Origin of the sequence: Scytonema hankhaensis NUACC26, assembly GCF_045865695.1 — a bacterium.
Classification (GTDB): Bacteria; Cyanobacteriota; Cyanobacteriia; order Cyanobacteriales; family Nostocaceae; genus Scytonema.
Map to the genome: position 1 here is coordinate 181,120 of NZ_BAACAP010000255.1, position 19,161 is coordinate 200,280.

General features: G+C 41.0%; 18 protein-coding genes and 1 pseudogene. 8 read left to right on the top strand and 11 right to left on the bottom strand.

Going from position 1 to position 19,161, the window contains the following annotated elements; translation table 11 throughout:
- The first annotated feature begins 44 nt into the window (after positions 1 to 44).
- The gene (locus ACKTT2_RS51865; RefSeq protein ID WP_407900932.1) at positions 45 to 1,574 is read left to right on the top strand and encodes a carbamoyltransferase C-terminal domain-containing protein; all 1,530 of its coding nucleotides are present in this window, start codon (positions 45 to 47) and stop codon (positions 1,572 to 1,574) included.
- A 146-nt stretch (positions 1,575 to 1,720) separates the two neighbouring features.
- Here the strand turns inward: ACKTT2_RS51865 and ACKTT2_RS51870 are convergent, their stop codons facing one another.
- The 5 genes from ACKTT2_RS51870 to ACKTT2_RS51890 all read right to left on the bottom strand — a co-directional run bounded on the left by ACKTT2_RS51870 (position 1,721) and on the right by ACKTT2_RS51890 (position 3,798).
- Complete coding sequence (locus tag ACKTT2_RS51870; RefSeq protein ID WP_407900933.1) at positions 1,721 to 2,020, bottom strand: MATE family efflux transporter; 300 nt, start codon at positions 2,018 to 2,020, stop codon at positions 1,721 to 1,723.
- Between the two features lie 9 nt (positions 2,021 to 2,029).
- Positions 2,030 to 2,710, bottom strand: a complete 681-nt coding sequence (locus tag ACKTT2_RS51875) for a DNA cytosine methyltransferase (RefSeq protein WP_407900934.1) — start codon at positions 2,708 to 2,710, stop codon at positions 2,030 to 2,032.
- Positions 2,634 to 3,068, bottom strand: coding sequence for a DNA cytosine methyltransferase (locus tag ACKTT2_RS51880; RefSeq protein WP_407900935.1), 435 nt, complete (start codon positions 3,066 to 3,068; stop codon positions 2,634 to 2,636). Before ACKTT2_RS51880 ends, ACKTT2_RS51875 begins: the two co-directional genes overlap by 77 nt.
- Positions 3,061 to 3,249, bottom strand: coding sequence for a DNA cytosine methyltransferase (locus ACKTT2_RS51885; protein ID WP_407900936.1), 189 nt, complete (start codon positions 3,247 to 3,249; stop codon positions 3,061 to 3,063). Before ACKTT2_RS51885 ends, ACKTT2_RS51880 begins: the two co-directional genes overlap by 8 nt.
- A gap of 351 nt (positions 3,250 to 3,600) precedes the next feature.
- Complete coding sequence (locus ACKTT2_RS51890; protein WP_407900937.1) at positions 3,601 to 3,798, bottom strand: hypothetical protein; 198 nt, start codon at positions 3,796 to 3,798, stop codon at positions 3,601 to 3,603.
- Between the two features lie 424 nt (positions 3,799 to 4,222).
- Here ACKTT2_RS51890 and ACKTT2_RS51895 point away from each other — a divergent pair, with 424 nt between their 5' ends.
- The 3 genes from ACKTT2_RS51895 to ACKTT2_RS51905 all read left to right on the top strand — a co-directional run bounded on the left by ACKTT2_RS51895 (position 4,223) and on the right by ACKTT2_RS51905 (position 6,907).
- Complete coding sequence (locus tag ACKTT2_RS51895) at positions 4,223 to 5,503, top strand: valine--pyruvate transaminase (protein WP_407900938.1); 1,281 nt, start codon at positions 4,223 to 4,225, stop codon at positions 5,501 to 5,503.
- Positions 5,504 to 6,181 (top strand): ribosome maturation factor RimM, encoded by a 678-nt coding sequence (gene rimM / locus ACKTT2_RS51900; RefSeq protein WP_407900939.1) that lies wholly within the window; start codon positions 5,504 to 5,506, stop codon positions 6,179 to 6,181.
- Between the two features lie 129 nt (positions 6,182 to 6,310).
- A complete protein-coding gene (locus ACKTT2_RS51905) occupies positions 6,311 to 6,907 on the top strand; it encodes a Uma2 family endonuclease (RefSeq protein ID WP_407900940.1) in 597 nt (198 codons plus the stop codon).
- Positions 6,908 to 7,221: 314 nt separating this feature from the next.
- Here the strand turns inward: ACKTT2_RS51905 and ACKTT2_RS51910 are convergent, their stop codons facing one another.
- Positions 7,222 to 7,545 (bottom strand): hypothetical protein, encoded by a 324-nt coding sequence (locus tag ACKTT2_RS51910; protein WP_407900941.1) that lies wholly within the window; start codon positions 7,543 to 7,545, stop codon positions 7,222 to 7,224.
- A 1,300-nt stretch (positions 7,546 to 8,845) separates the two neighbouring features.
- Here ACKTT2_RS51910 and ACKTT2_RS51915 point away from each other — a divergent pair.
- The gene (locus ACKTT2_RS51915) at positions 8,846 to 11,227 is read left to right on the top strand and encodes a phosphoketolase family protein (RefSeq protein WP_407900942.1); all 2,382 of its coding nucleotides are present in this window, start codon (positions 8,846 to 8,848) and stop codon (positions 11,225 to 11,227) included.
- 137 nt (positions 11,228 to 11,364) lie between these two features.
- Complete coding sequence (gene gap / locus ACKTT2_RS51920) at positions 11,365 to 12,411, top strand: type I glyceraldehyde-3-phosphate dehydrogenase (RefSeq protein ID WP_407901021.1); 1,047 nt, start codon at positions 11,365 to 11,367, stop codon at positions 12,409 to 12,411.
- Between the two features lie 304 nt (positions 12,412 to 12,715).
- On the opposite strand, the gene ACKTT2_RS51925 is transcribed toward gap, so the two are convergent.
- On the bottom strand, positions 12,716 to 13,396 hold the full coding sequence (locus ACKTT2_RS51925) for an O-methyltransferase (protein ID WP_407900943.1): 681 nt from the start codon (positions 13,394 to 13,396) through the stop codon (positions 12,716 to 12,718).
- A gap of 134 nt (positions 13,397 to 13,530) precedes the next feature.
- Here ACKTT2_RS51925 and ACKTT2_RS51930 point away from each other — a divergent pair, with 134 nt between their 5' ends.
- Entirely contained in the window at positions 13,531 to 14,157 is a 627-nt protein-coding gene (locus ACKTT2_RS51930) for a TetR/AcrR family transcriptional regulator (RefSeq protein WP_407900944.1), read from the top strand.
- Positions 14,158 to 14,166: 9 nt separating this feature from the next.
- On the opposite strand, the gene ACKTT2_RS51935 is transcribed toward ACKTT2_RS51930, so the two are convergent.
- The 4 genes and pseudogenes from ACKTT2_RS51935 to ACKTT2_RS51950 form a co-directional block, all read right to left on the bottom strand.
- The gene (locus ACKTT2_RS51935; RefSeq protein ID WP_407900945.1) at positions 14,167 to 15,048 is read right to left on the bottom strand and encodes a DUF5131 family protein; all 882 of its coding nucleotides are present in this window, start codon (positions 15,046 to 15,048) and stop codon (positions 14,167 to 14,169) included.
- A gap of 324 nt (positions 15,049 to 15,372) precedes the next feature.
- Positions 15,373 to 15,669 carry a hypothetical protein gene (locus ACKTT2_RS51940; RefSeq protein WP_407900946.1) on the bottom strand — a complete coding sequence of 99 codons (297 nt, stop codon included), beginning with the start codon at positions 15,667 to 15,669 and terminating at the stop codon, positions 15,373 to 15,375.
- Complete coding sequence (locus ACKTT2_RS51945) at positions 15,669 to 16,079, bottom strand: hypothetical protein (protein WP_407900947.1); 411 nt, start codon at positions 16,077 to 16,079, stop codon at positions 15,669 to 15,671. Before ACKTT2_RS51945 ends, ACKTT2_RS51940 begins: the two co-directional genes overlap by 1 nt.
- A gap of 598 nt (positions 16,080 to 16,677) precedes the next feature.
- Positions 16,678 to 17,069, bottom strand: a pseudogene (locus tag ACKTT2_RS51950) (transposase); the annotation flags it as partial.
- An 818-nt stretch (positions 17,070 to 17,887) separates the two neighbouring features.
- Here ACKTT2_RS51950 and ACKTT2_RS51955 point away from each other — a divergent pair.
- Positions 17,888 to 19,072 (top strand): transaldolase, encoded by a 1,185-nt coding sequence (locus ACKTT2_RS51955; RefSeq protein WP_407900948.1) that lies wholly within the window; start codon positions 17,888 to 17,890, stop codon positions 19,070 to 19,072.
- The last annotated feature ends 89 nt before the right edge of the window (positions 19,073 to 19,161 follow it).

Here is a 19,161-nt window from a genome sequence, read left to right on the forward strand (position 1 = left end):
AAGGGCAGCAATATTGAAATAAAACGCAAACAATAGAGGTGATTATGATTTTTTTAGGATTTTACCTTGGTTATCATGATAGTAACGTAGCAATATCAGTTAATGGAAAAGTAAGATATGCAAAATCAGAACGAATTACTGGCATAAAACATCATCGATCTGATATTTCTTTTATAAAAGAAATATGCACTCTATGGGGAATAGAAAAACCTGATGCGATTGCATTTTCCGATGGTAATCGTAATAATCTAGGAAGTTGCGAGTTAGGTGAGTTGGCTAAAACAGTAAAACCTCTACCAGAATTGTGGGCAGATGTTCCTACATTTTACATCGAGCATCATTACGCACACATACTTAGTGGTTGGCCAATAGTTCCTACAGAGAAAGTTGACGTAGGAATAGCAATAGATGGTAGAGGTGATAACCAAGTAAGAACTAGCATTATTTCACGTCCTGGTTCCTCAAAACCTCAGATTTTGTACTACAACAAAAGTCGCTCAATCGGCTCCTTACTAAAACAAATAGGAGCTTTAATGAATCTGAAAGGAGGTGTAATGGACCTACCTGGCAAAGTAATGGGAGCACAAGCCTATGGTAAAATTGATTATGAGTATGTTAAGTCTATCGATATAGAAATTCTTGAAAAGCGAATATATGATTTAATTTTTGAGATTCCTTGGAATAATAATCTGCCTGTATTAGTGCCGGGTTTTTTTAATTTTGATTCCTTAGATTTTCGGGATTGGTTAGCTACTATCCACCATCTTATAGAAAATTACATCGTACACCTTTTTGAAAGGTATGCCAGTAGAGAGCAATCCATTATATACTCTGGCGGCTGTGCTCAAAATGTTGTTGTTAATGAGAAACTTGCGAAAAATTTTCCCAACTTATTTATTCCTCCCCACTGTTATGATGGAGGAATTTCTTTAGGTTGTTTAGAATTTTTGCGTCTTCATTATCAGGAAAAACCCTTTTCAACTCAAGGTTTTCCTTATTGGCAAAATGACTTTGAACAAGAAAGACCCACGCATCAAACAATCAAACAAGTAGTTGAGCTTCTTCAACAAGGTAAAATAGTTGGCTGGTTTCAGGGAAGAGGTGAAATTGGACCCAGAGCACTAGGTCATCGTTCTATACTAATGGATGCTCGCAATAAAGATGCCAAAGACATCATAAACAGAAAAATAAAGCATCGAGAGTCTTGGAGACCTTATGCGCTGAGTATTCTAGATTCGATGGCTAGTGACTGGCTAGAATTGGACAAACCTAGCCCATATATGCTGAGATCTGTTCTGGTTAAACAGGCAAAGAGAGAAATAATTCCTGCTGTTGTACATTTTGATGGTACTAGTCGTGCACAGACAGTAGCTGATGATGGCAGTGATGAACTAACTGTTTTTGCTGAGTTGTTATCAGAATTTTACCGACAAACTGGAATACCTATACTCCTTAACACTTCTTTAAATAGTGGTGGAAGTCCTATTTTTAGTAGTTCAGACCAAAGCTTAAAGTTTTTTAATTTAGTGCCTATGGATGCTATTTGTATTGGTAATAAACTTTTTATCAAATAAGCAGTCCCAATGATATTGCTTATTTAAACAGCATGAGCTATTAAAGTCTTGCAAGCTCGCTATCGACCCTATACCAAATCTGTATGAAGTTGCATAGAATGAGAAAGCCGAAAGCCTTACCCTGCTGTCACTACTTTCATGCAGCTTCACAAAAAATTGGTATTAAATAATATTTCGCTGCCGACCATAGCAGGAAATCCCCAAACAATTGCATGTAAATAGCTTTTTGTCAATACTACGGTGCTTTCTTGCTGACCCAAGGCGGACAGTATAGAGTCACAGTTCCATAACAGAAGCATTGCAGGTAAGGATACCGCAGCTGCCAGCCACAGTCCTTGAGCAGTAATACGGCTGACTCTGTAGGTGCCTGAAAAACCTCTCTTGGCATGAGCAATTATAACTAAACAGCACCTATCATTTTCCCGCCAACTGTCTGAGGAGCGCAAATTTTCTAGTCATTCAGTTGAAAACTTGCTCGCACGACTGACAATTTTTCTGCCAGATGTTAATTCCTGCAAATGGCTATAGATGCTACAAGCAATAATATAAGCAAGGGTGACAGGAACCGCATTACCTATTTGGCGCATCGACTCACCCCAGGTACAGGGAAAATAATAATCATCGGGGAAAGTTTGCAATCTCGCTGCCTCTCGTACCGTAAAATAACGCACTTCCCCAGATGGTAAGGCAAGCATATTCTCCCCACCAGGAACACCATGTACCCCTGCTTTCAAAGTTTTAGCTGGCTCATCCAAAAGACTACCCGTGTGTCCTGGGTAACTTCTCGCCCCTGAAATATAAACATGGTTGGGTATTGATGTAGCTAGATCGATGTTTTCAGGTGGTGGTAGGTCAGAAATAGCATCGCGGACAGTACGCCAGGGGACAGCAGCAGTACCCAACAAATTGGCTCCAAATCGTGACAAACTCGATTTTAATCTTGCTGGCATCTCTGGACGGTCATGACTAGAAATACCATGCCTCTCCCAATACTCAAGAGTCACCCACTTCTGCCAAATGAGTGCTTCCGAGGTATGGGTTGGTTCGGGAAAAGACCAATTAGCATTTAAATCGGAACGGAAACCCACGAGAAAAACCCGTTCCCGATGAATGCGGTACACCATAATCAGCCGCATTGAGCAACCTAAAAGTAATCCGATAACCAAAGTCATCGCTGACACCACTGTTGTGATGGCGTTCCAGCCGAGCCAAATGGTCAACCCAAGACTCATCCGGTTTAGGCTGTAGTTCGGGGTGGGCAAGCTGTAAAGTAATATACTCAAAATAATTGAGAAAATTTTGACGCAGCAACCCCCGCACATTCTCAATTAGGAAAGCTTTAGGGCGTAACTCCCGCACCGCTTGAAAAAACCGGGGAAACATATCCCGCGAGTCTTGATGAGCACCATGTCTACCACCAATGGAAAACGGCTGACAAGGTGGACCACCAGCCAGTAAATCTATTTCCCCATCAATGGTAGAAAAATCACGCATCTGCAACATCCATCTCATGGACGCGCCAGTCCTTAACAACAGACATCCTCCGGTGTTGATTTTCCCGGATAGTGTGACAGCTGTGCTTATCTCGTTCGACGAGTGCTAAGTGATGGAAGCCAGCTTTCGCTGTTCCTATCGCCAAACCTCCAGCACCCGTAAATAACTCTACTGATTTCACGTTTTTGATTTAGAAGAGGACTTTTTCAGACATATTTATATCGCATATTGTAAGAAAAACACGATCGTGTGCATTTAAGGAAAGGAGCAAAATTAGCTCTATCACAATTCTTATATAGTATATCTATACTATATAAGTAAGCTATTGAGTGATAGGATGGTACAAACCATCATCCTTATACCGCCAACCCGTGCATGCTTGTATCCCGACCTCGAGACCACTTCTCAAACTCGACTTCGCTCAAATTTTTCCTTTGTTTGATTAGAGTGGATACATCAACTGCTAATCTGCGAGCTAAATTTTCTTCAGTAAAGGGCTGAAGTTCGAGAGCTTGCGATACGGCTTCAGCCGTTAAGCCTTCGGCTTATCGCGATCGCTATTACTGTCAGCCAACCGGGATTCTAACTTTTCTACCCTAATCGCCAGTTGTTTGACTGCTTCACTATTGCCCTCAAAATCGATATCGCTATTGCTATCAAGATTCGCTATCAACTCCTGCAACCCTTGAAGCAGGGCTTTGGTATGACCCTCCTCTCTTAATGGGGGCATGAGCAAGAAGCAATGAAAATTGCTGTAGGCTTAGAGGTTGTTTGAAAAGTGATTAGTTGTGATTTTAATCGCATTATTACCCCCCTTCATCCCCCCGATGTATTGGGGGGAAACAAGAAAAATCTGGTTCCCTCCCCAATACATCGGGGAGGGTTAGGGAGGGGTAAAAAATATTTAATACATCAATCATGACTTTTCAAACATCCTCTTAACAGTATACTGTACTATGTGTTTTTTATTCAATCTGTATCTTTATTCTACAGAGGAGAACAGTTATAAAGGAAGTACTGCTGTACGATATTGATATTCTCTAGTTACAGTGGTAAAGAGGTGAAAGTGTGACTCTTGGCAAACTTCTGTTGTCAGCAGCCACTACGCCTTAAATCTGTCCATGTAGTAAGTTAATATTTATTTTGTATCGCTTATGAACCCTGCCCTGACTCAATTCGGCGTCAATATGTCCAAACTAACTGGCGTTAGAGCCATTATGAAGGACATTATCGAAACTTTACAATCTAGTACGGGGCAGTTGATAAATTTGAGTGCTGGTAATCCTTTGATTGTGCCGGAAGTTGAGCAGTTATGGCGAGATTGTACCGCACAATTGCTCTCTAGCCCAGATTATGGTGAGGTGGTTTGCCGTTACGGATCGAGTCAGGGCTACGCACCATTGATGGAGGCGGTTGTCAATGATTTTAATCACCGCTATGGGTTAAAGTTAAGCGATCGCAACATCTTGATTACCCCAGGGAGTCAAAGTCTTTACTTCTATGCGGCTAATGCTTTTGGCGGCTACACCACTGATGGAGAACTGAAAAAAATTGTTTTACCTCTAAGCCCAGACTACACAGGTTATGGTGGCGTCACTCTAGTACCAGAATCACTGATTGCTTACAAACCAACACTAGATATAAATGCGGCGGCGCACCAGTTTAAATACCGCCCAGACTTTAGCAACTTGTCGATTACAGAAGAAACAGGTTGTATCATATTCTCTCGTCCCTGTAACCCTACAGGTAATGTCTTGACTGATGATGAGGTGAAGAAAATAGCTGCCCTAGCTGCACCTCATGATGTACCAGTGTTTATTGACTCAGCATACGGTCCCCCCTTTCCAGCATTGAACTTCACTGAATTAACGCCGATTTTTGGGGATGGGATCGTTCACTGCATGAGTTTGTCGAAAGCAGGATTGCCAGGAGAACGTGTTGGAATCGCTATCGGGGATGAAAAGGTGATTCAAGTTTTGGAATGCTTCCAAACCAATGCCTGTCTCCATGCATCAAGATACGGACAGGCAATTGCTGCGATCGCAATTAACTCTGGTATGCTGGCAGAAATTTCCACTTCCGTGATTCGTCCCTTTTACCAGAACAAATTTACTGTTTTGGAAAGTACTTTGAATGAATTTATGCCAAAAGATTTACCATGGTTCCTCCATCGGGGTGAAGGGGCAATATTTGCCTGGTTGTGGTTGCAAGATTTGCCAATGACAGATTGGGATTTTTATCAAGAACTCAAGAAAGTAGGTGTTATAGTTGTACCTGGCAGTACCTTTTTCCCTGGGTTGCATGAGGAATGGGTACACAAGCAGCAGTGTGTGCGTATTAGCTTGACAGGTAGTAATGAGGAAATTGCAACTGGTATGGAACGTTTGGCACAAGTTGTACAACAGATTTACAAAGCATCGGCTGTCAGTGTTTGAATGAACCACGAAGAAGCAAAGAGCGCAAAAAAAGAGAATCAAGATCGGGGGAAGAAGAGGAAACAGGAGAAGCAAAAGAAAAATTCTCCATCCTTCATCCCACCTTCCATTCCTGATGGTTGGATAGAAATTGGCACAATTGTTTCTCCACAAGGAATACGTGGTGAAGTTCGCGTGCTATCTAACTCTGATTTTCCAGAACGATTTGAGGTTCCTGGAAAACGGTGGTTGTGGAGTCCGAGTCAAATTGAACCGCAACCTATCGAGTTACTAGCAGGACGCAACGTTGAAGGGAAAAATTTGTATATTGTAAAGTTATCTGGAGTTGGGGATTGCAATCGGGCTGAGGAATTGCGAGGTTATAAATTACTTGTGTTGGAGAGCGATCGCCCCAAATTGAAGGAAGATGAATATCATGTCTTAGATTTGATTGGTTTGTCAGTCTTCATGCAAGAAACTGGAGAGTTTGTAGGAACGGTAGTTGATTTGCTCTCAGCAGGACACGATTTGCTAGAAGTGCAGCTACAAACTTCACAAGACCAAGAACAAAGGACAAAGGACAAAGGACAAAAAACAGTTTTAATACCTTTTGTAACGGCAATTGTACCAACAGTTGATTTAGAAGCTCGTCGTGTTGAGATTACACCACCATTGGGACTGCTAGAAATTCACAACTGATTTAGTTGGGGTCACCATCGCCAAAATTTTAACAAGGATTGGCGAAGTCTGACGCACTTGGCGAACCATAAACCGATATAATGTCGGGTTACTTGTCAAAATAGAATTAATGCTATGGACAATTAATTTATGGATATTTCACTTTTAGACTGTGCTGTAGAAGAAAAATTGGTAACTTTAACGGATGTGACCTGGGAGCAATTTAAAGGAATTGAGGCACAGTTAATCGATAATCGCAGTGTGCGGCTATCTTATTTATCAGGAATTTTAGAAATTATGTCTCCCATTGGTGAAGAACATGAATCAGTGAAAAGCTCTTTTAGCTTGCTGTTAGATGCTTACTTAAAAGCAAAGGGGATTCGGTTTTATAAACGTGGAGGTTATACTTTACAAGCACCGGGTTATGCCTCTGGTACACCTGATGAATCTTATAGCATTGGCACAAAAAAAGCAGTTCCTGACATTGTTATTGAAATTATTGTTACCAGTGGCACCATTAATAGAAGGGAATTATACAAACCCAAACAAGTTCCCGAAGTTTGGTTTTGGAAATCTGACACCATGAGAATATTTCATTTAAATCAACAAGGTGAATATGAGGAAGTTAGCCGTAGCAGTTTCTTCCCCAATTTAGACCCAAACATCTTGCTGCAGTATATCGCTATGCCCGATCAGTACGACGCCGTTCAAGAATTTGAGCAGTTTCTCAGAGAGCAGCGTCCTTGAGGTTAAGCCGAGATGGCTGTAAAAACCTGCATTCTAGACCTCAAAAGGCTTGTCTCGTTACCAAACACGACTTTTTTTACACCAATGTAGCAATTTATCAAACGCAGACAGGATAAGGCTTTTCAGACTATATTGCAGGAAATTACTCGAATCTCGGCTCAATACCCTCTTGTCCCATGTCCGGGACAGTCCAGGACACCAAGCAAAAGCCCAAACATCTTGTCCCTACTGGTGAACAGCGTTTGGACAAGATGAGGACAGCATTGCCCCTTTCTGGACACGGGACAAGTGTAGACGAGAGTCTAGATCCGAAACTAAATATTGCTACTTAATTTATGGATACACTCAGATAACTCAGGAAACTCATGAATTGCATACTTGCACAAATCTTCTAAATTCTTGGATTTGAGGTTGGGTATATCCTTATAAATGTTAAACCTACGGCTTTTAGCGTGCTCCAGAACTATTGCTGTAATCTGCATACGCCTAGCTTCTCTAGCTTTAGCTTGTTCTTCTGCTTCTGCTAGTTCTATACAATTCATAACTTCATTGAGTTTATCTAAAAACGCATTTGGGTCTTTTTGCCGAAAAAGAATCGCCAACAGCATTAATTGCCGTTGAGAGTAAGGGGTATTCATGGTAAAATGTCCTTATTAAGTTGATTGAAAGTGGGTCTGGTATTTCTATACCAGACCTTTTCGCTATTTAAGTGGCATCTACAAATAATGAAAACGGTTGCACTTTCACTATTTTTCGTTCCTCTTAGTTATTTAGAAGTAGCTACTGAATAGCGAGCGATTACTTAATAGAAATTTTAAGCCATACATAGTTATCTCGGCAAGCATTTTTCTACTAATTCAATGCTTGAGGAGAGTAGCATTTAGATATTCTATTTGACTGGAAAATCGCTGTCAAACTAATAGATTTCTTGAGCAAAATGTGATATAATCTTCTCTTTTCTTCTTCTCTCTTATTTACCAGATATGGTTGAGAAGTGGTTGAGAAGTGGTTGACATACCTCTTTATATTAACTTAGGAAAATAACTTTTTTACGGATTAAATATAAAAATACTAATGTAGAGAACTTTAATTTCGTATTTTTCTGAATATCCGGAAATCTCCAGCCTTGAATATGTACTTCCCGCTTGCGAGAACCGCTATATACTTTGTCAAGTATATAAAAAACTTGTTTTTTTGTTTAAAGTTTAAAACTAGAGAGCCTAGTAGTATAAAATGCTACACTTAAAATAACACTAAGTGTTATTTCTGCTATAAAGTTTTATTAATTTTTTTGATAATTTTGCTTTTAAGTGATATATAAGAGCTAAATCTAGGGGTTTTGCGATCGGCTTGAGCGTGAGTTCACTAAAAGAATACTCAAATTATAAAAGTCGTCCATAATGCCGCAATTCAATTTTCACTTCAAAACGTTAATTTAGAAGGGTTTCAGCGACTCTACCAAAATTTTCATTGCTCCTTACCCCTCTCCATCGCTTGCTCCAATATAGGAGAACAAGACCCATTATTTTCTTTAGATAAACAAAAATAGCATATAAGCTGCACTTATTAATTGAAAAAAAATCCAATTTTTGGAATTTCAATTAATAAGTTTGACTTAATCTGAGATTTTTTTGCGATGGTATTTACGCTGTCATCAGGGTTTGAGACAATTAAAAATGTTCGGAATTAACTGCAAAGTGCTAACACTACAAAATTCTAAAAAAAATCAAACCTCCAGGACGTAGAGACAACAAGGCTTACAGGTCAGGAGAACATCTTACAGAGTACAAATTCATCTGCGTGCATCTGCGTTCATCTGCGGTTAATTTTCTCTTCATATACTATACTATTGTGCCATCAGTAAGATGATTCCTAAGTAGGTGGCAAATAAACTTACTCGTGGGAACGATAAACATCCTTTTCTCAAGGAGTTTTTATATGACTTTAGCAAGCCCAGAGCAAACAAAGCCGCTATCAGATGACGAACTACAGAAAATAAACGCCTATTGGCGTGCAGCAAATTATCTTTCAGTCGGACAAATTTATTTACTGGACAACCCACTATTAAAAGAACCACTGAAAATAGAACATATCAAACCCAGACTTTTGGGACACTGGGGAACAACTCCCGGTCTGAATTTCATCTACGTTCACCTCAATCGGCTCATCAAAAAGTACGATTTGAACATGATTTATATTGCAGGTCCCGGTCACGGCGGTCCTGGAATAGTCGCCAATACTTATTTAGAAGGTGCTTACAGCAAGTATTACCCTAACGTGTCCCAAGATACGGAGGGAATAAAAAAACTTTTCAAACAGTTCTCCTTTCCCGGTGGAATCGGTAGCCACTGTACCCCGGAAGTTCCCGGTTCCATTCATGAAGGCGGAGAATTAGGTTATTCCCTCGTCCACGCTTATGGTGCTGCTTTTGATAACCCCGACCTTATAGTTGCTTGCATTGTTGGGGATGGTGAAGCAGAAACTGGTCCTCTAGCAACAAGTTGGCACTCCAACAAGTTCCTCAACCCCGTCCGTGATGGTGCGGTGCTTCCAATTCTTCACCTCAATGGTTATAAAATTGCTAACCCAACAGTGCTATCACGCCTGAGCCACAAAGAGTTAGAAAGTTTATTTATAGGTTATGGCTACAAGCCTTACTTTGTGGAAGGTTCCGATCCCGAAACCATGCACCAATTGATGACAGCAACTTTAGAAACGATCGCTCGCGAGATTAAAGAAATTCAGGAAGATGCTCGGAATAATGGCTTCTCTCAGCGCCCGCAATGGCCTATGATTGTTTTAAGAAGCCCCAAAGGTTGGACGGGTCCCAAGGAAGTTGACGGTAAGAAGACAGAAGATTACTGGCGATCGCACCAAGTTCCTTTTGGCGAGTTACAAGGAAACCCACAGCACTTGCAACTCTTGGAAGAGTGGTTGAGAAGTTACAAACCAGAAGAACTGTTTGATGAAAACGGTACACCGATCCCAGAATTGTTAGAACTACCTCCAAAAGGACACAGACGCATGAGCGATAACCCTCACGCCAATGGTGGTCTTTTGCTTCGCGAATTGAAAATGCCTGACTTCCACGACTATGCGATCGATGTGACCGAAGCAGGCAGAACTGTTGGTGAAGCGACAAAGGTATCTGGAAAATTCTTGCGGGATGTTATGAAACGCAACACAGATAGCGCTAACTTCCGTATCTTTGGTCCAGACGAAACCAAATCAAACCGCTTGGATGCCGTTTTTGAAGTGACAGACCGGACGTGGGTAGCTGAGAAATATCCTTATGACGATGCCCTATCACCTGACGGTAGAATCATGGAGATTCTCAGCGAAACCACTTGCCAGGGTTGGTTAGAAGGATATCTGCTGACAGGTCGCCACGGCTTCTTCTCCTGCTACGAAGCATTTATTCATATCGTGGACTCCATGTTTAACCAACACGCCAAGTGGCTTGACACTTCCCAAGATATTCCTTGGCGCAGACCAATTGCTTCTCTTAATTACCTGCTCACATCTCACGTTTGGCGTCAAGACCACAACGGTTTCTCCCACCAAGACCCCGGTTTTCTTGACGTAGTAGTCAACAAGAAAGCAAAGGTGATTCGGGTATACTTACCACCCGATGCCAATTGCTTGCTATCAGTTACCGACCATTGCTTGCGAAGCCGCGACTATGTCAACGTCATCGTTGCAGGAAAACAACCCGCATTGCAGTACCTTACTATAGATGCGGCAATCAAACACTGCACAAAAGGTGTCGGTATTTGGGAATGGGCAAGTAACGACCAAGGTGGAGAACCTGACGTAGTGATGGCTTGTGCGGGAGATATTCCCACATTAGAAACTTTGGCGGCGGTAGACCTTCTGCGGCAAAACTTCCCCGACCTTAAAATACGGGTAGTGAACGTCGTGGACTTAATGAAACTCCAACCCGCAAGCGAGCATCCCCACGGACTCAACGATCCTGATTTTGACAGCATTTTCACAACTGACAAGCCAATCATCTTTGCCTTCCACGGTTACCCTTGGTTGATCCACCGTTTAAGCTACCGTCGCAAGAATCATGCAAACCTCCACGTAAGAGGTTATAAGGAAGAAGGAACAACAACTACACCTTTTGACATGGTAGTCGTCAACGATTTAGACCGCTTCCACCTAGCTATGGATGTAATAAATCGCGTACCGAAACTAGGATACAAAGCAGCTTACGTGAAGCAGGCATTGCAAGACAAGCTCATTGAGCACAAACATTACATTCACAAGTACGGCGAAGATATGCCAGAAATTCGTGAATGGAAGTGGCCGTACTAACAAATCTTAAAAGATGTCAATTAAACTTGGCTTTCGCTAACATACATTGGCAGGATTGGGTCAAGAAGGGACTGAGGATGCGGATCGATTCCCAATCCCTAATTCCCAATCCCAATCCCGAAACAGGAGGTTTCATCTTGAGTAAGCTGAAAGTTGGCATCAATGGATTTGGTCGTATTGGGCGACTTGTGTTTCGTGCTGGTATTGACAACCCCAACATTGAGTTTGTCGGCATAAACGACCTAGTACCACCAGATAACTTGGCATACCTGTTGAAGTACGATTCAACTCACGGTAGTTACAAGGGTCAGGTCGAGGCAAAAGAAGATGGCATTGTTGTTAATGGACGTTTTATCCCCTGCGTGTCTGTTCGGAATCCAGCAGAATTACCTTGGGGTAAATTAGGTGCAGATTATGTTGTAGAATCTACGGGTTTGTTTACCACCTTTGAAGGTGCTGCAAATCACTTACAAGCTGGAGCAAAGCGAGTTATTATCTCCGCTCCTACTAAAGACCCAGATAAAGTTCCTACCCTATTGATGGGTGTAAATCATCACTTGTTCGACCCAGGAAAAAACACTGTTGTCTCCAATGCTAGTTGTACTACAAACTGTTTAGCACCTGTTGCCAAAGTACTCAATGACAAATTTGGATTAACCGAAGGGTTAATGACTACAGTTCATGCTATGACCGCTACTCAGCCAACCGTAGACGGTCCGAGTAAAAAGGACTGGAGGGGAGGACGTGGTGCAGCACAAAACATTATACCTTCTTCTACAGGTGCGGCAAAAGCAGTGGCATTGGTTTTACCAGAATTGAAGGGTAAGTTAACAGGTATGGCATTCCGGGTTCCTACTCCCGATGTCTCTGTTGTTGATTTGACCTTCAAAACTGCTAAAGCTACCAGTTATAAAGAAATTTGTGCTGCTATGAAGGAGGCTTCTGAAGGCGAGCTAAAAGGAATTTTAGGCTACACGGAAGACGAAGTGGTTTCCACCGATTTTCAGGGCGATTCCCATTCCAGTATTTTTGATGCTGGTGCGGGGATCGAACTCAACTCTAATTTCTTTAAAGTTGTGGCTTGGTATGACAACGAGTGGGGTTACTCAAATCGAGTTATTGACTTGATGTTAGCTATGGCACAGAAAGAAGGATTGTTGGAACGCACTGCTGTTACAGTTTAAACACAACACGGTTTGTGTAGGTTGGGTTGAGCGAAAGCGAAACCCAACAAATACAAGAGCATATTGATACGTAGTTTAAAATATATATTTCACAGTGCGTAAAACCATATTTGTACTGTTTTTTAATTAGGTGCAACACATAGAAAAGTTATGGAACCGCAGATGCACGCAGCCCGTAGCAGATAAATTTGTACTTCATTCAAGTAAGAATGCATATCATTCGCCTACAGCTTGACGGGTAAAAAAGGGATTGGCGATTGACGATTGATTTTCCAGTCACCTATCTCCAGTCCCCAGTTGCCAATCAAAGTTTGACAGAGTACTCAAGCCCATCACCAAGCGGTACTGTAACTGAGACAAAGCCATTAGCTGGATTGCGAACATAATCTAAGTAGGATGCAAGTTCCTCTGGGAAAAGATTGAGATCGTCCGCTAAAATGACAGAACCCGATCGCAAGTTACCTAACACCAGATATAAAACGTCCAAACAAAGATTTTTCCAACCATCAAGAAACAACAAATCCACGACACCGCCTGGGTTGCGTAACGTCTGAAGTGCATCCCCTGCACGAATCTCGACAAACTGAGATAACCCTGCTTCTGCAATATGTTGAGTCGCACGAGCAACTTTGTTACTCTCAAGTTCAGAACCAATGACCAATCCACTACCGTTATCCCGCAAGGCTGCGGCGAGGTAAATTGTAGAGATACCGTAAGATGTGCCGAATTCGACTATGCGTTTGGCGGAAATAGAACGAGCTATTCCATAGATGAATCTCCCCACCTCTCTTGATATGGGTAATAAAGCTTCGCTAAGCATTGCAGCCTTGTGTTCGGAACTAGCGGAGTTCCAATCTAAACCGCTCTGAAGAACTTGCTGGATAGTTGTAGCATCGTTAAGATCTGCTAAAGCGTGCAAGCGTTCGAGAACAGCTTGTATTTTTTCATCTAAGAATGTTGGCTTGGTTACAATCGAGCTTGTCATAATCTTTAACCATCCGGATAACTAGGTGGATTTGTTCGGCGTTCGTTCTTGTTGTTTAATGAAAGTGAGCTATAACTCGTATAATACGAGCGATCGCTCATTGTTTTCAACTCGCATTTCATCTAGTGAGCCAGATGTCTCGTAAAATTCCTACAAAACCTCGTAAATTGCCGCAACAAGACCGTTCTAAAATGACAGTCGATGCTATTTTGACTGCAACGGCTCACATTCTGACTGAGGATGGCTATGATACAGCAAGTACAAATCGAATTGCCGAACGCGCCGGAGTCAGCATTGGCTCGTTGTATCAGTACTTTCCCAATAAAGAATCTTTAGTTGCAGCCCTCGCCGAGAGCCACGCTAACGAAATGATTGAGATTGTAGAATCAAACCTCAGAGATTCGTTTGACAAGCCAATAGAAGTTGTCTTCCGCGAATTAGTGAAAGCGTGTATTGCAGCTCATGCCGTGAACCCAAAGTTACACAAAGTGCTGAACGAGCAAGTACCTCGTATTGGCAAGCTAAAGAAAGTCAAAAATGCAGAAGAACAAATTAACGCCTTGGTTCGTGCTTATTTAGAGAAACAGCGCGATCTCATTCAACCACAAAACCTTGATTTGACAGTCTTTATTTTGGGAAGTGTTGTTGAATCCCTAACTCACATAGCAGTCATCGAACATCCAGAATTTTTAAGTGATGGAAAGCTTGAGCAAGAAATTGTCAATCTTTTGCTGTCCTACCTAGTAGGAAAACGAGCCTGAGGTAAAGATTTACAAAGGCATTTGTCTCATTTGTAAGTCAGCAGGAAACTCCTCTATGTTGGTACCACCAGCACGGGAAGATTTGAGCTTGAAAGGTTTTTCACCATCCCAGCAGTTGCTACCCAACTGCTTCACGTAGATTGCTAGATCTGCATTTTGTTCTGTTTGTGCCAGAGTACACATCCGGACAAAGGAGCGCATCCACGACAATTGACTAACTCGCGCCTTGTGACCGCTTTCAAATCCTAAAATCACCCAATCGATGTGTTGGTGTAGGGGCAAATATTCTTGCCACAACTCTTTCTCTTGTCTTGCGATCGTAGGAAACAAATGTTGCCCTGGTTTCATGGGATTGATTTCCTCTAGCATCGGCTCCACAGTTAACCATCTAACCCATGCAGGAATTTTTAACAGGATAGGGACGCGTTCGTTAAAAGTACGTTGGTCTTCAGTTGTAGCTCCTACCCAGATATTTGGAGGGAGTGCTAAAAGATTTCTTGTTTCTATCCAAGCCATCGTACTATCTAGCATGACCTGTGGTCGCTTGGTCAAAAGTTGGAATGTTTGATTGGGAGCAGAAAGCATGGCATCTAGAATTTCAAAATGCCAATTGCGGTCTATCCATTCTCCAAAAATATCGGTCATGCTGCCCACAAAAATGAAATGGTGCTTTCGCATCCTACACCAACTTCCAAGCATTTCTCTGTTCAGAGTTAATTCCGGTGGTGAGCCTTGGTATGGGAGTCCATTACCGCGATTGAAGCGATCGTGTTGATTGATGTACTCTGCATAGCAATTTGCACAACCAGGAGAAACCTTGCTACACCACCAACCACCAGCTTTTACAGTAATTGGATTTAGAGTTATGGTTCCTGTGGGAATTTTACTCATCGTCCTTCTAAAGTCCCTCGGTTTTTAATTTTATGTTTTAGTATAAAAAATAACATATGATAACTGAAAAACACAGAGTCAGTCGTGTATCCGACACCTCTATTAGTATAGATGTATTTATCCCACTAAAGGCAATTTTGATGTTAGACTAATTTAAGTGTGAGAGATCATTTATAAAGTCAACCTTAAATCGCCAAAATCATAATATTACGTAGGTTGGGTTGAGGAACGAAACCCAACATTGAATTAGAAAACAATAATTCATTTTTAGAAAAACACTTTATTTACATAATCTTTGACTAAATGTTAATGCAACTAAGCAAGCTAATTTTCTAAAATATACTTTCCAATAATTTTTTTCAGTTCATCTGGTGCTTCAATAGCTATAGCAGCGCCTAAATCTGGACGCATAACCCACCACCAAGTTAAAGTTTCTAGTTGACTAGGTGGTTCATTATTAGGACACCATTCGATGTAACCTTCGTTAACCCCAATTAGGTTAGGACACAACATATTAGCTGTCGCTACTCGTTCATCAATTTTTTCAAATTGTATAATATTTTCCCAAGGGACTTCATTGGGAATTGAAGTTAAAATTGATTCTACATCAAAGGTTAGCATTAAACCGTAACTCCAAAAGCTTTAATAACCCTAATACCAAAGTCTTGCTGTTCTTCAAAACTTTGATTTCCTATCCATTGTCTAACTGTGATTGTATCTGAACCTGTCAAGTTAGGTTGGATAGAGTTGTAAAAATTTGTAATTTCTTGATGAATTGTATCCTTACCATGTTCTAGTTTAACAAGATTCCCTGTATTATGGATGGCTTGCGCTCCAAATTTTTGTAAATTAGAAGTGGTTTGTCCTACAATATGATGCCAAGCATATCCAGTACCCGCAGAGCCTATATTTCTCTTAAATTCACTAAATGAGTGAAAGCCTTGCCCTGGTCTTATAGGAGGAATAAATGTTCTTAATGATATTTCCTTCTCTAGTATTTTAGCTATTTCTTGTCTGGTTTCGTCTGTCACTTCTTTAAGTGTATTATGTTACTGAACTTCATCTTATATTACGTTATTGTTAATAGTCAATTATTTTTAAAACATAAATATATTTAATATCTTATTTTTTGATTTTTGATTTTTTTTAAAAAATTAACAGTTATTTCGTTGTTAACAAGTATGTTTGTAACAGTTGGTTTATGATTACTTGCCAAAGAGGTTCCTAATTTATCAAGAATTTTTATTGCAGCATCAACTTGCTTTTGCCTTTCTGTCCCAATTCTATGTAGGGCTTGCTGAAAAAGTCAGAAAACAGCAAGACAAGGATTGATTAGTTACTCAACAAGGTTTTAATATAAGCAGATACTATCTATAAGTAAACGAATGATTATTTTATATCATAGTAAATTGCGAAAAAGGTGTAGTTTTAAAAACTAGACATAAAAAAGCATAAAACAGCCGTGAGAGCTGAGTAGAAAGATTCATTACTAAAAAAGTAATAGCAATTGCAGGCGCGAGAAGTATGAGCAAGTTTCGTCATCACGCGATTGAGGCTAAATCTTCTTTTCCACTGGCCCTTCGGGTTCGCCACTTTGGCGGGACGGAAACCGACACCGCCAAGTGGACTCACCATTTCTTGATTCACTTTATTGACTAGCTCGGCACTGATTCTTTCTCGAAAATGTACTAACATTGATGCGTCAAAGGGAGGTTCATTACTATAAGATGACATCCCTATGAAGTACTGTAGATAAGGATTTTCTTTAATTTGTTCTACTGTTTCTCGCTTCCCTTATTCCTAGTTTTTCTTTAATTATTAATGCCCCTAATGCCATCCGAAAAGATTTGGCTCTTTCTCCCATCTGCACAGAGAAAGATGAAGAATATTCCTCTTCAAATTCTGCCCAGGGAACGAAAGAAGCCATAATTACCCAACGATTATCTTCTGATAACTTGCCCTCGAAGGTCAGTTCAAAGTTTTCAGTTGGGATTGAAGGAAAGCCCCTGTTTTCGGTACATGATTACTAACAGCTTACTTGATGCTGTCGATCGCAGTGATGCAAGCATTTTTAGCTATTCTACCCTCCTCTCTTGCACCTGAATATACTTCTATAGTCTGCGAATCCAGAGACTGTCTCCTTTTTTTCTTTTTCAGCAAGCCCTATGTAATTTTATATTTTTCTTTTCAAGATTTTATTATTATCGGTTTAGTAAAACCATAACTTAAAACTTAATTTAGCAGCTAATAAAATATTTGGAATATAATTATTTGGTTACTTCTTAGCTCCCAGCAGCTTTTGATTTCTCTCCTCTTACCTCTGTGTACTCTGCGCCTCAGCGGTTAAATAAATTACTTTTAAACCTTCTAGGGACAGAGGTTGCAGAGAAAAAAGATGAGAAATTACCGAACGAGTAGTTCAAAAATCCAATAGGATTCCAAAATGCATTACTCATTATAGCTCTCGCGCTATACCTCACCGTATTTGGGCTTGCAGGAGCGTTTTTTCCATTTGCGGTATGGAGTTACGAACAACAAAATCTTAAAAAAAACAAACAAAATAGGGATTTCCAGGCAATATTATTGACCATTAACTAAGAACTATCAAATTTTTAAGGTTTGTATCTTAAGTCAATCCAAGCGATTGCGGAAATTTATAAATTTGAAATGAAGTTCTGATTGCTGACAAGCTTGACACAGATTGAGAACAATGTCACCTGTTCTTTGTGCAATCTAAAATGGAAGAGGTTGAAAGGTACTGTTAGGGCGAACAACGCTGTTTTGTGCGATAAGCCGTGTACGGCTTGCGCTTCTCGAACGCAAACATCCAGGAGAAAATATGTCTAAAAACTTACTAGAGCAGTTAAGAGAGTTTACGGTTGTAGTAGCTGACACAGGCGACATCCAAGCGATTGAAAAGTTTACGCCGCAAGATGCTACCACGAACCCTTCCCTAATTACTGCTGCAGCACAAATGCCAGAGTATCAGGAAATTGTTGACCAGACTTTACTCCAAGCGCAAAAAGATGCAGGACAGGGAGCAAGTCAAAAGGATGTAGCTGCTTTAGCATTCGACCGTTTGGCTGTGTCCTTTGGTTTGAAAATATTACAAATTATTCCGGGTCGGGTGTCTACAGAAGTTGATGCACGCCTTTCCTACGATACAGAAGCGACTGTTGCTAAAGCACGGGAATTAATTGCTCAGTATAAAGCAGCAGGAGTTTCTCGCGATCGCATCCTGATTAAAATTGCCTCTACCTGGGAAGGAATTCGCGCTGCAGAAATTTTGGAAAAAGAAGGTATTCATTGTAACTTGACCTTGCTGTTTGGACTTCACCAAGCGATCGCTTGTGCGGAAGCTGGGGTCACGTTGATTTCCCCGTTTGTAGGTCGCATTCTCGACTGGTACAAAAAAGAAACCGGACGCGATAGTTACCCTTCAGCTGAAGACCCAGGAGTTTTATCTGTAACCAAAATTTACAATTACTACAAAAAATTTGGTTACAAAACAGAAGTCATGGGAGCTAGTTTCCGCAACATTGGGGAAATTATAGAACTGGCGGGGTGTGACTTGCTAACCATTTCTCCAGCGCTATTAGGTGAGTTAAAAGCGACGATAGGAGACTTACCACGCAAACTCGAACCGAGCAAAGCAGCAACATCGGACATTGAAAAAATTCCGATGGACAAAGCTACCTTTGACAAGATGCATACAGAAGATCGCATGGCAAACGACAAACTAGATGAAGGGATCAAGGGTTTCACCAAAGCATTAGAAACTTTGGAAACACTCCTAGCAGAAAGACTGGCTCGTTTGGACGGAAAATCAACCCTCACCCATGCGACTCATGACTTCTTCCACATATACGATCTCAATGGTGATGGCTTCATCACCCGTGACGAATGGATGGGTACTGATGCTGTGTTCGATGCGTTAGACACAAATAAAGATGGCAAAATTACACCAGAAGAAATGGGTGCTGGCTTGGGAGCGATTATTCAAATGGCAGAAGTTGCAAAATAAATTACGGTTGGTTTATGTGGCGATCCCGTTAACATAAACTCTACCCTGGTAGGGGCGTAAGACTTTGCGCCTTTACCAGGGTAAATGTA

Coding starts and splice junctions, on each gene's coding strand:
- ACKTT2_RS51875 (WP_407900934.1), bottom strand. CDS start 2,710: ATGCGGCTGATTATGGTGTACCGCATTCATCGGGAACGGGTTTTTCTC.
- ACKTT2_RS51890 (WP_407900937.1), bottom strand. CDS start 3,798: ATGCCCCCATTAAGAGAGGAGGGTCATACCAAAGCCCTGCTTCAAGGG.
- ACKTT2_RS51895 (WP_407900938.1), top strand. CDS start 4,223: ATGAACCCTGCCCTGACTCAATTCGGCGTCAATATGTCCAAACTAACT.
- rimM (WP_407900939.1), top strand. CDS start 5,504: ATGAACCACGAAGAAGCAAAGAGCGCAAAAAAAGAGAATCAAGATCGG.
- ACKTT2_RS51910 (WP_407900941.1), bottom strand. CDS start 7,545: ATGAATACCCCTTACTCTCAACGGCAATTAATGCTGTTGGCGATTCTT.
- ACKTT2_RS51930 (WP_407900944.1), top strand. CDS start 13,531: ATGTCTCGTAAAATTCCTACAAAACCTCGTAAATTGCCGCAACAAGAC.
- ACKTT2_RS51955 (WP_407900948.1), top strand. CDS start 17,888: ATGTCTAAAAACTTACTAGAGCAGTTAAGAGAGTTTACGGTTGTAGTA.
- ACKTT2_RS51940 (WP_407900946.1), bottom strand. CDS start 15,669: ATGCTAACCTTTGATGTAGAATCAATTTTAACTTCAATTCCCAATGAA.
- ACKTT2_RS51915 (WP_407900942.1), top strand. CDS start 8,846: ATGACTTTAGCAAGCCCAGAGCAAACAAAGCCGCTATCAGATGACGAA.
- ACKTT2_RS51880 (WP_407900935.1), bottom strand. CDS start 3,068: ATGCGTGATTTTTCTACCATTGATGGGGAAATAGATTTACTGGCTGGT.
- ACKTT2_RS51905 (WP_407900940.1), top strand. CDS start 6,311: ATGGATATTTCACTTTTAGACTGTGCTGTAGAAGAAAAATTGGTAACT.
- ACKTT2_RS51865 (WP_407900932.1), top strand. CDS start 45: ATGATTTTTTTAGGATTTTACCTTGGTTATCATGATAGTAACGTAGCA.
- ACKTT2_RS51925 (WP_407900943.1), bottom strand. CDS start 13,396: ATGACAAGCTCGATTGTAACCAAGCCAACATTCTTAGATGAAAAAATA.
- ACKTT2_RS51935 (WP_407900945.1), bottom strand. CDS start 15,048: ATGAGTAAAATTCCCACAGGAACCATAACTCTAAATCCAATTACTGTA.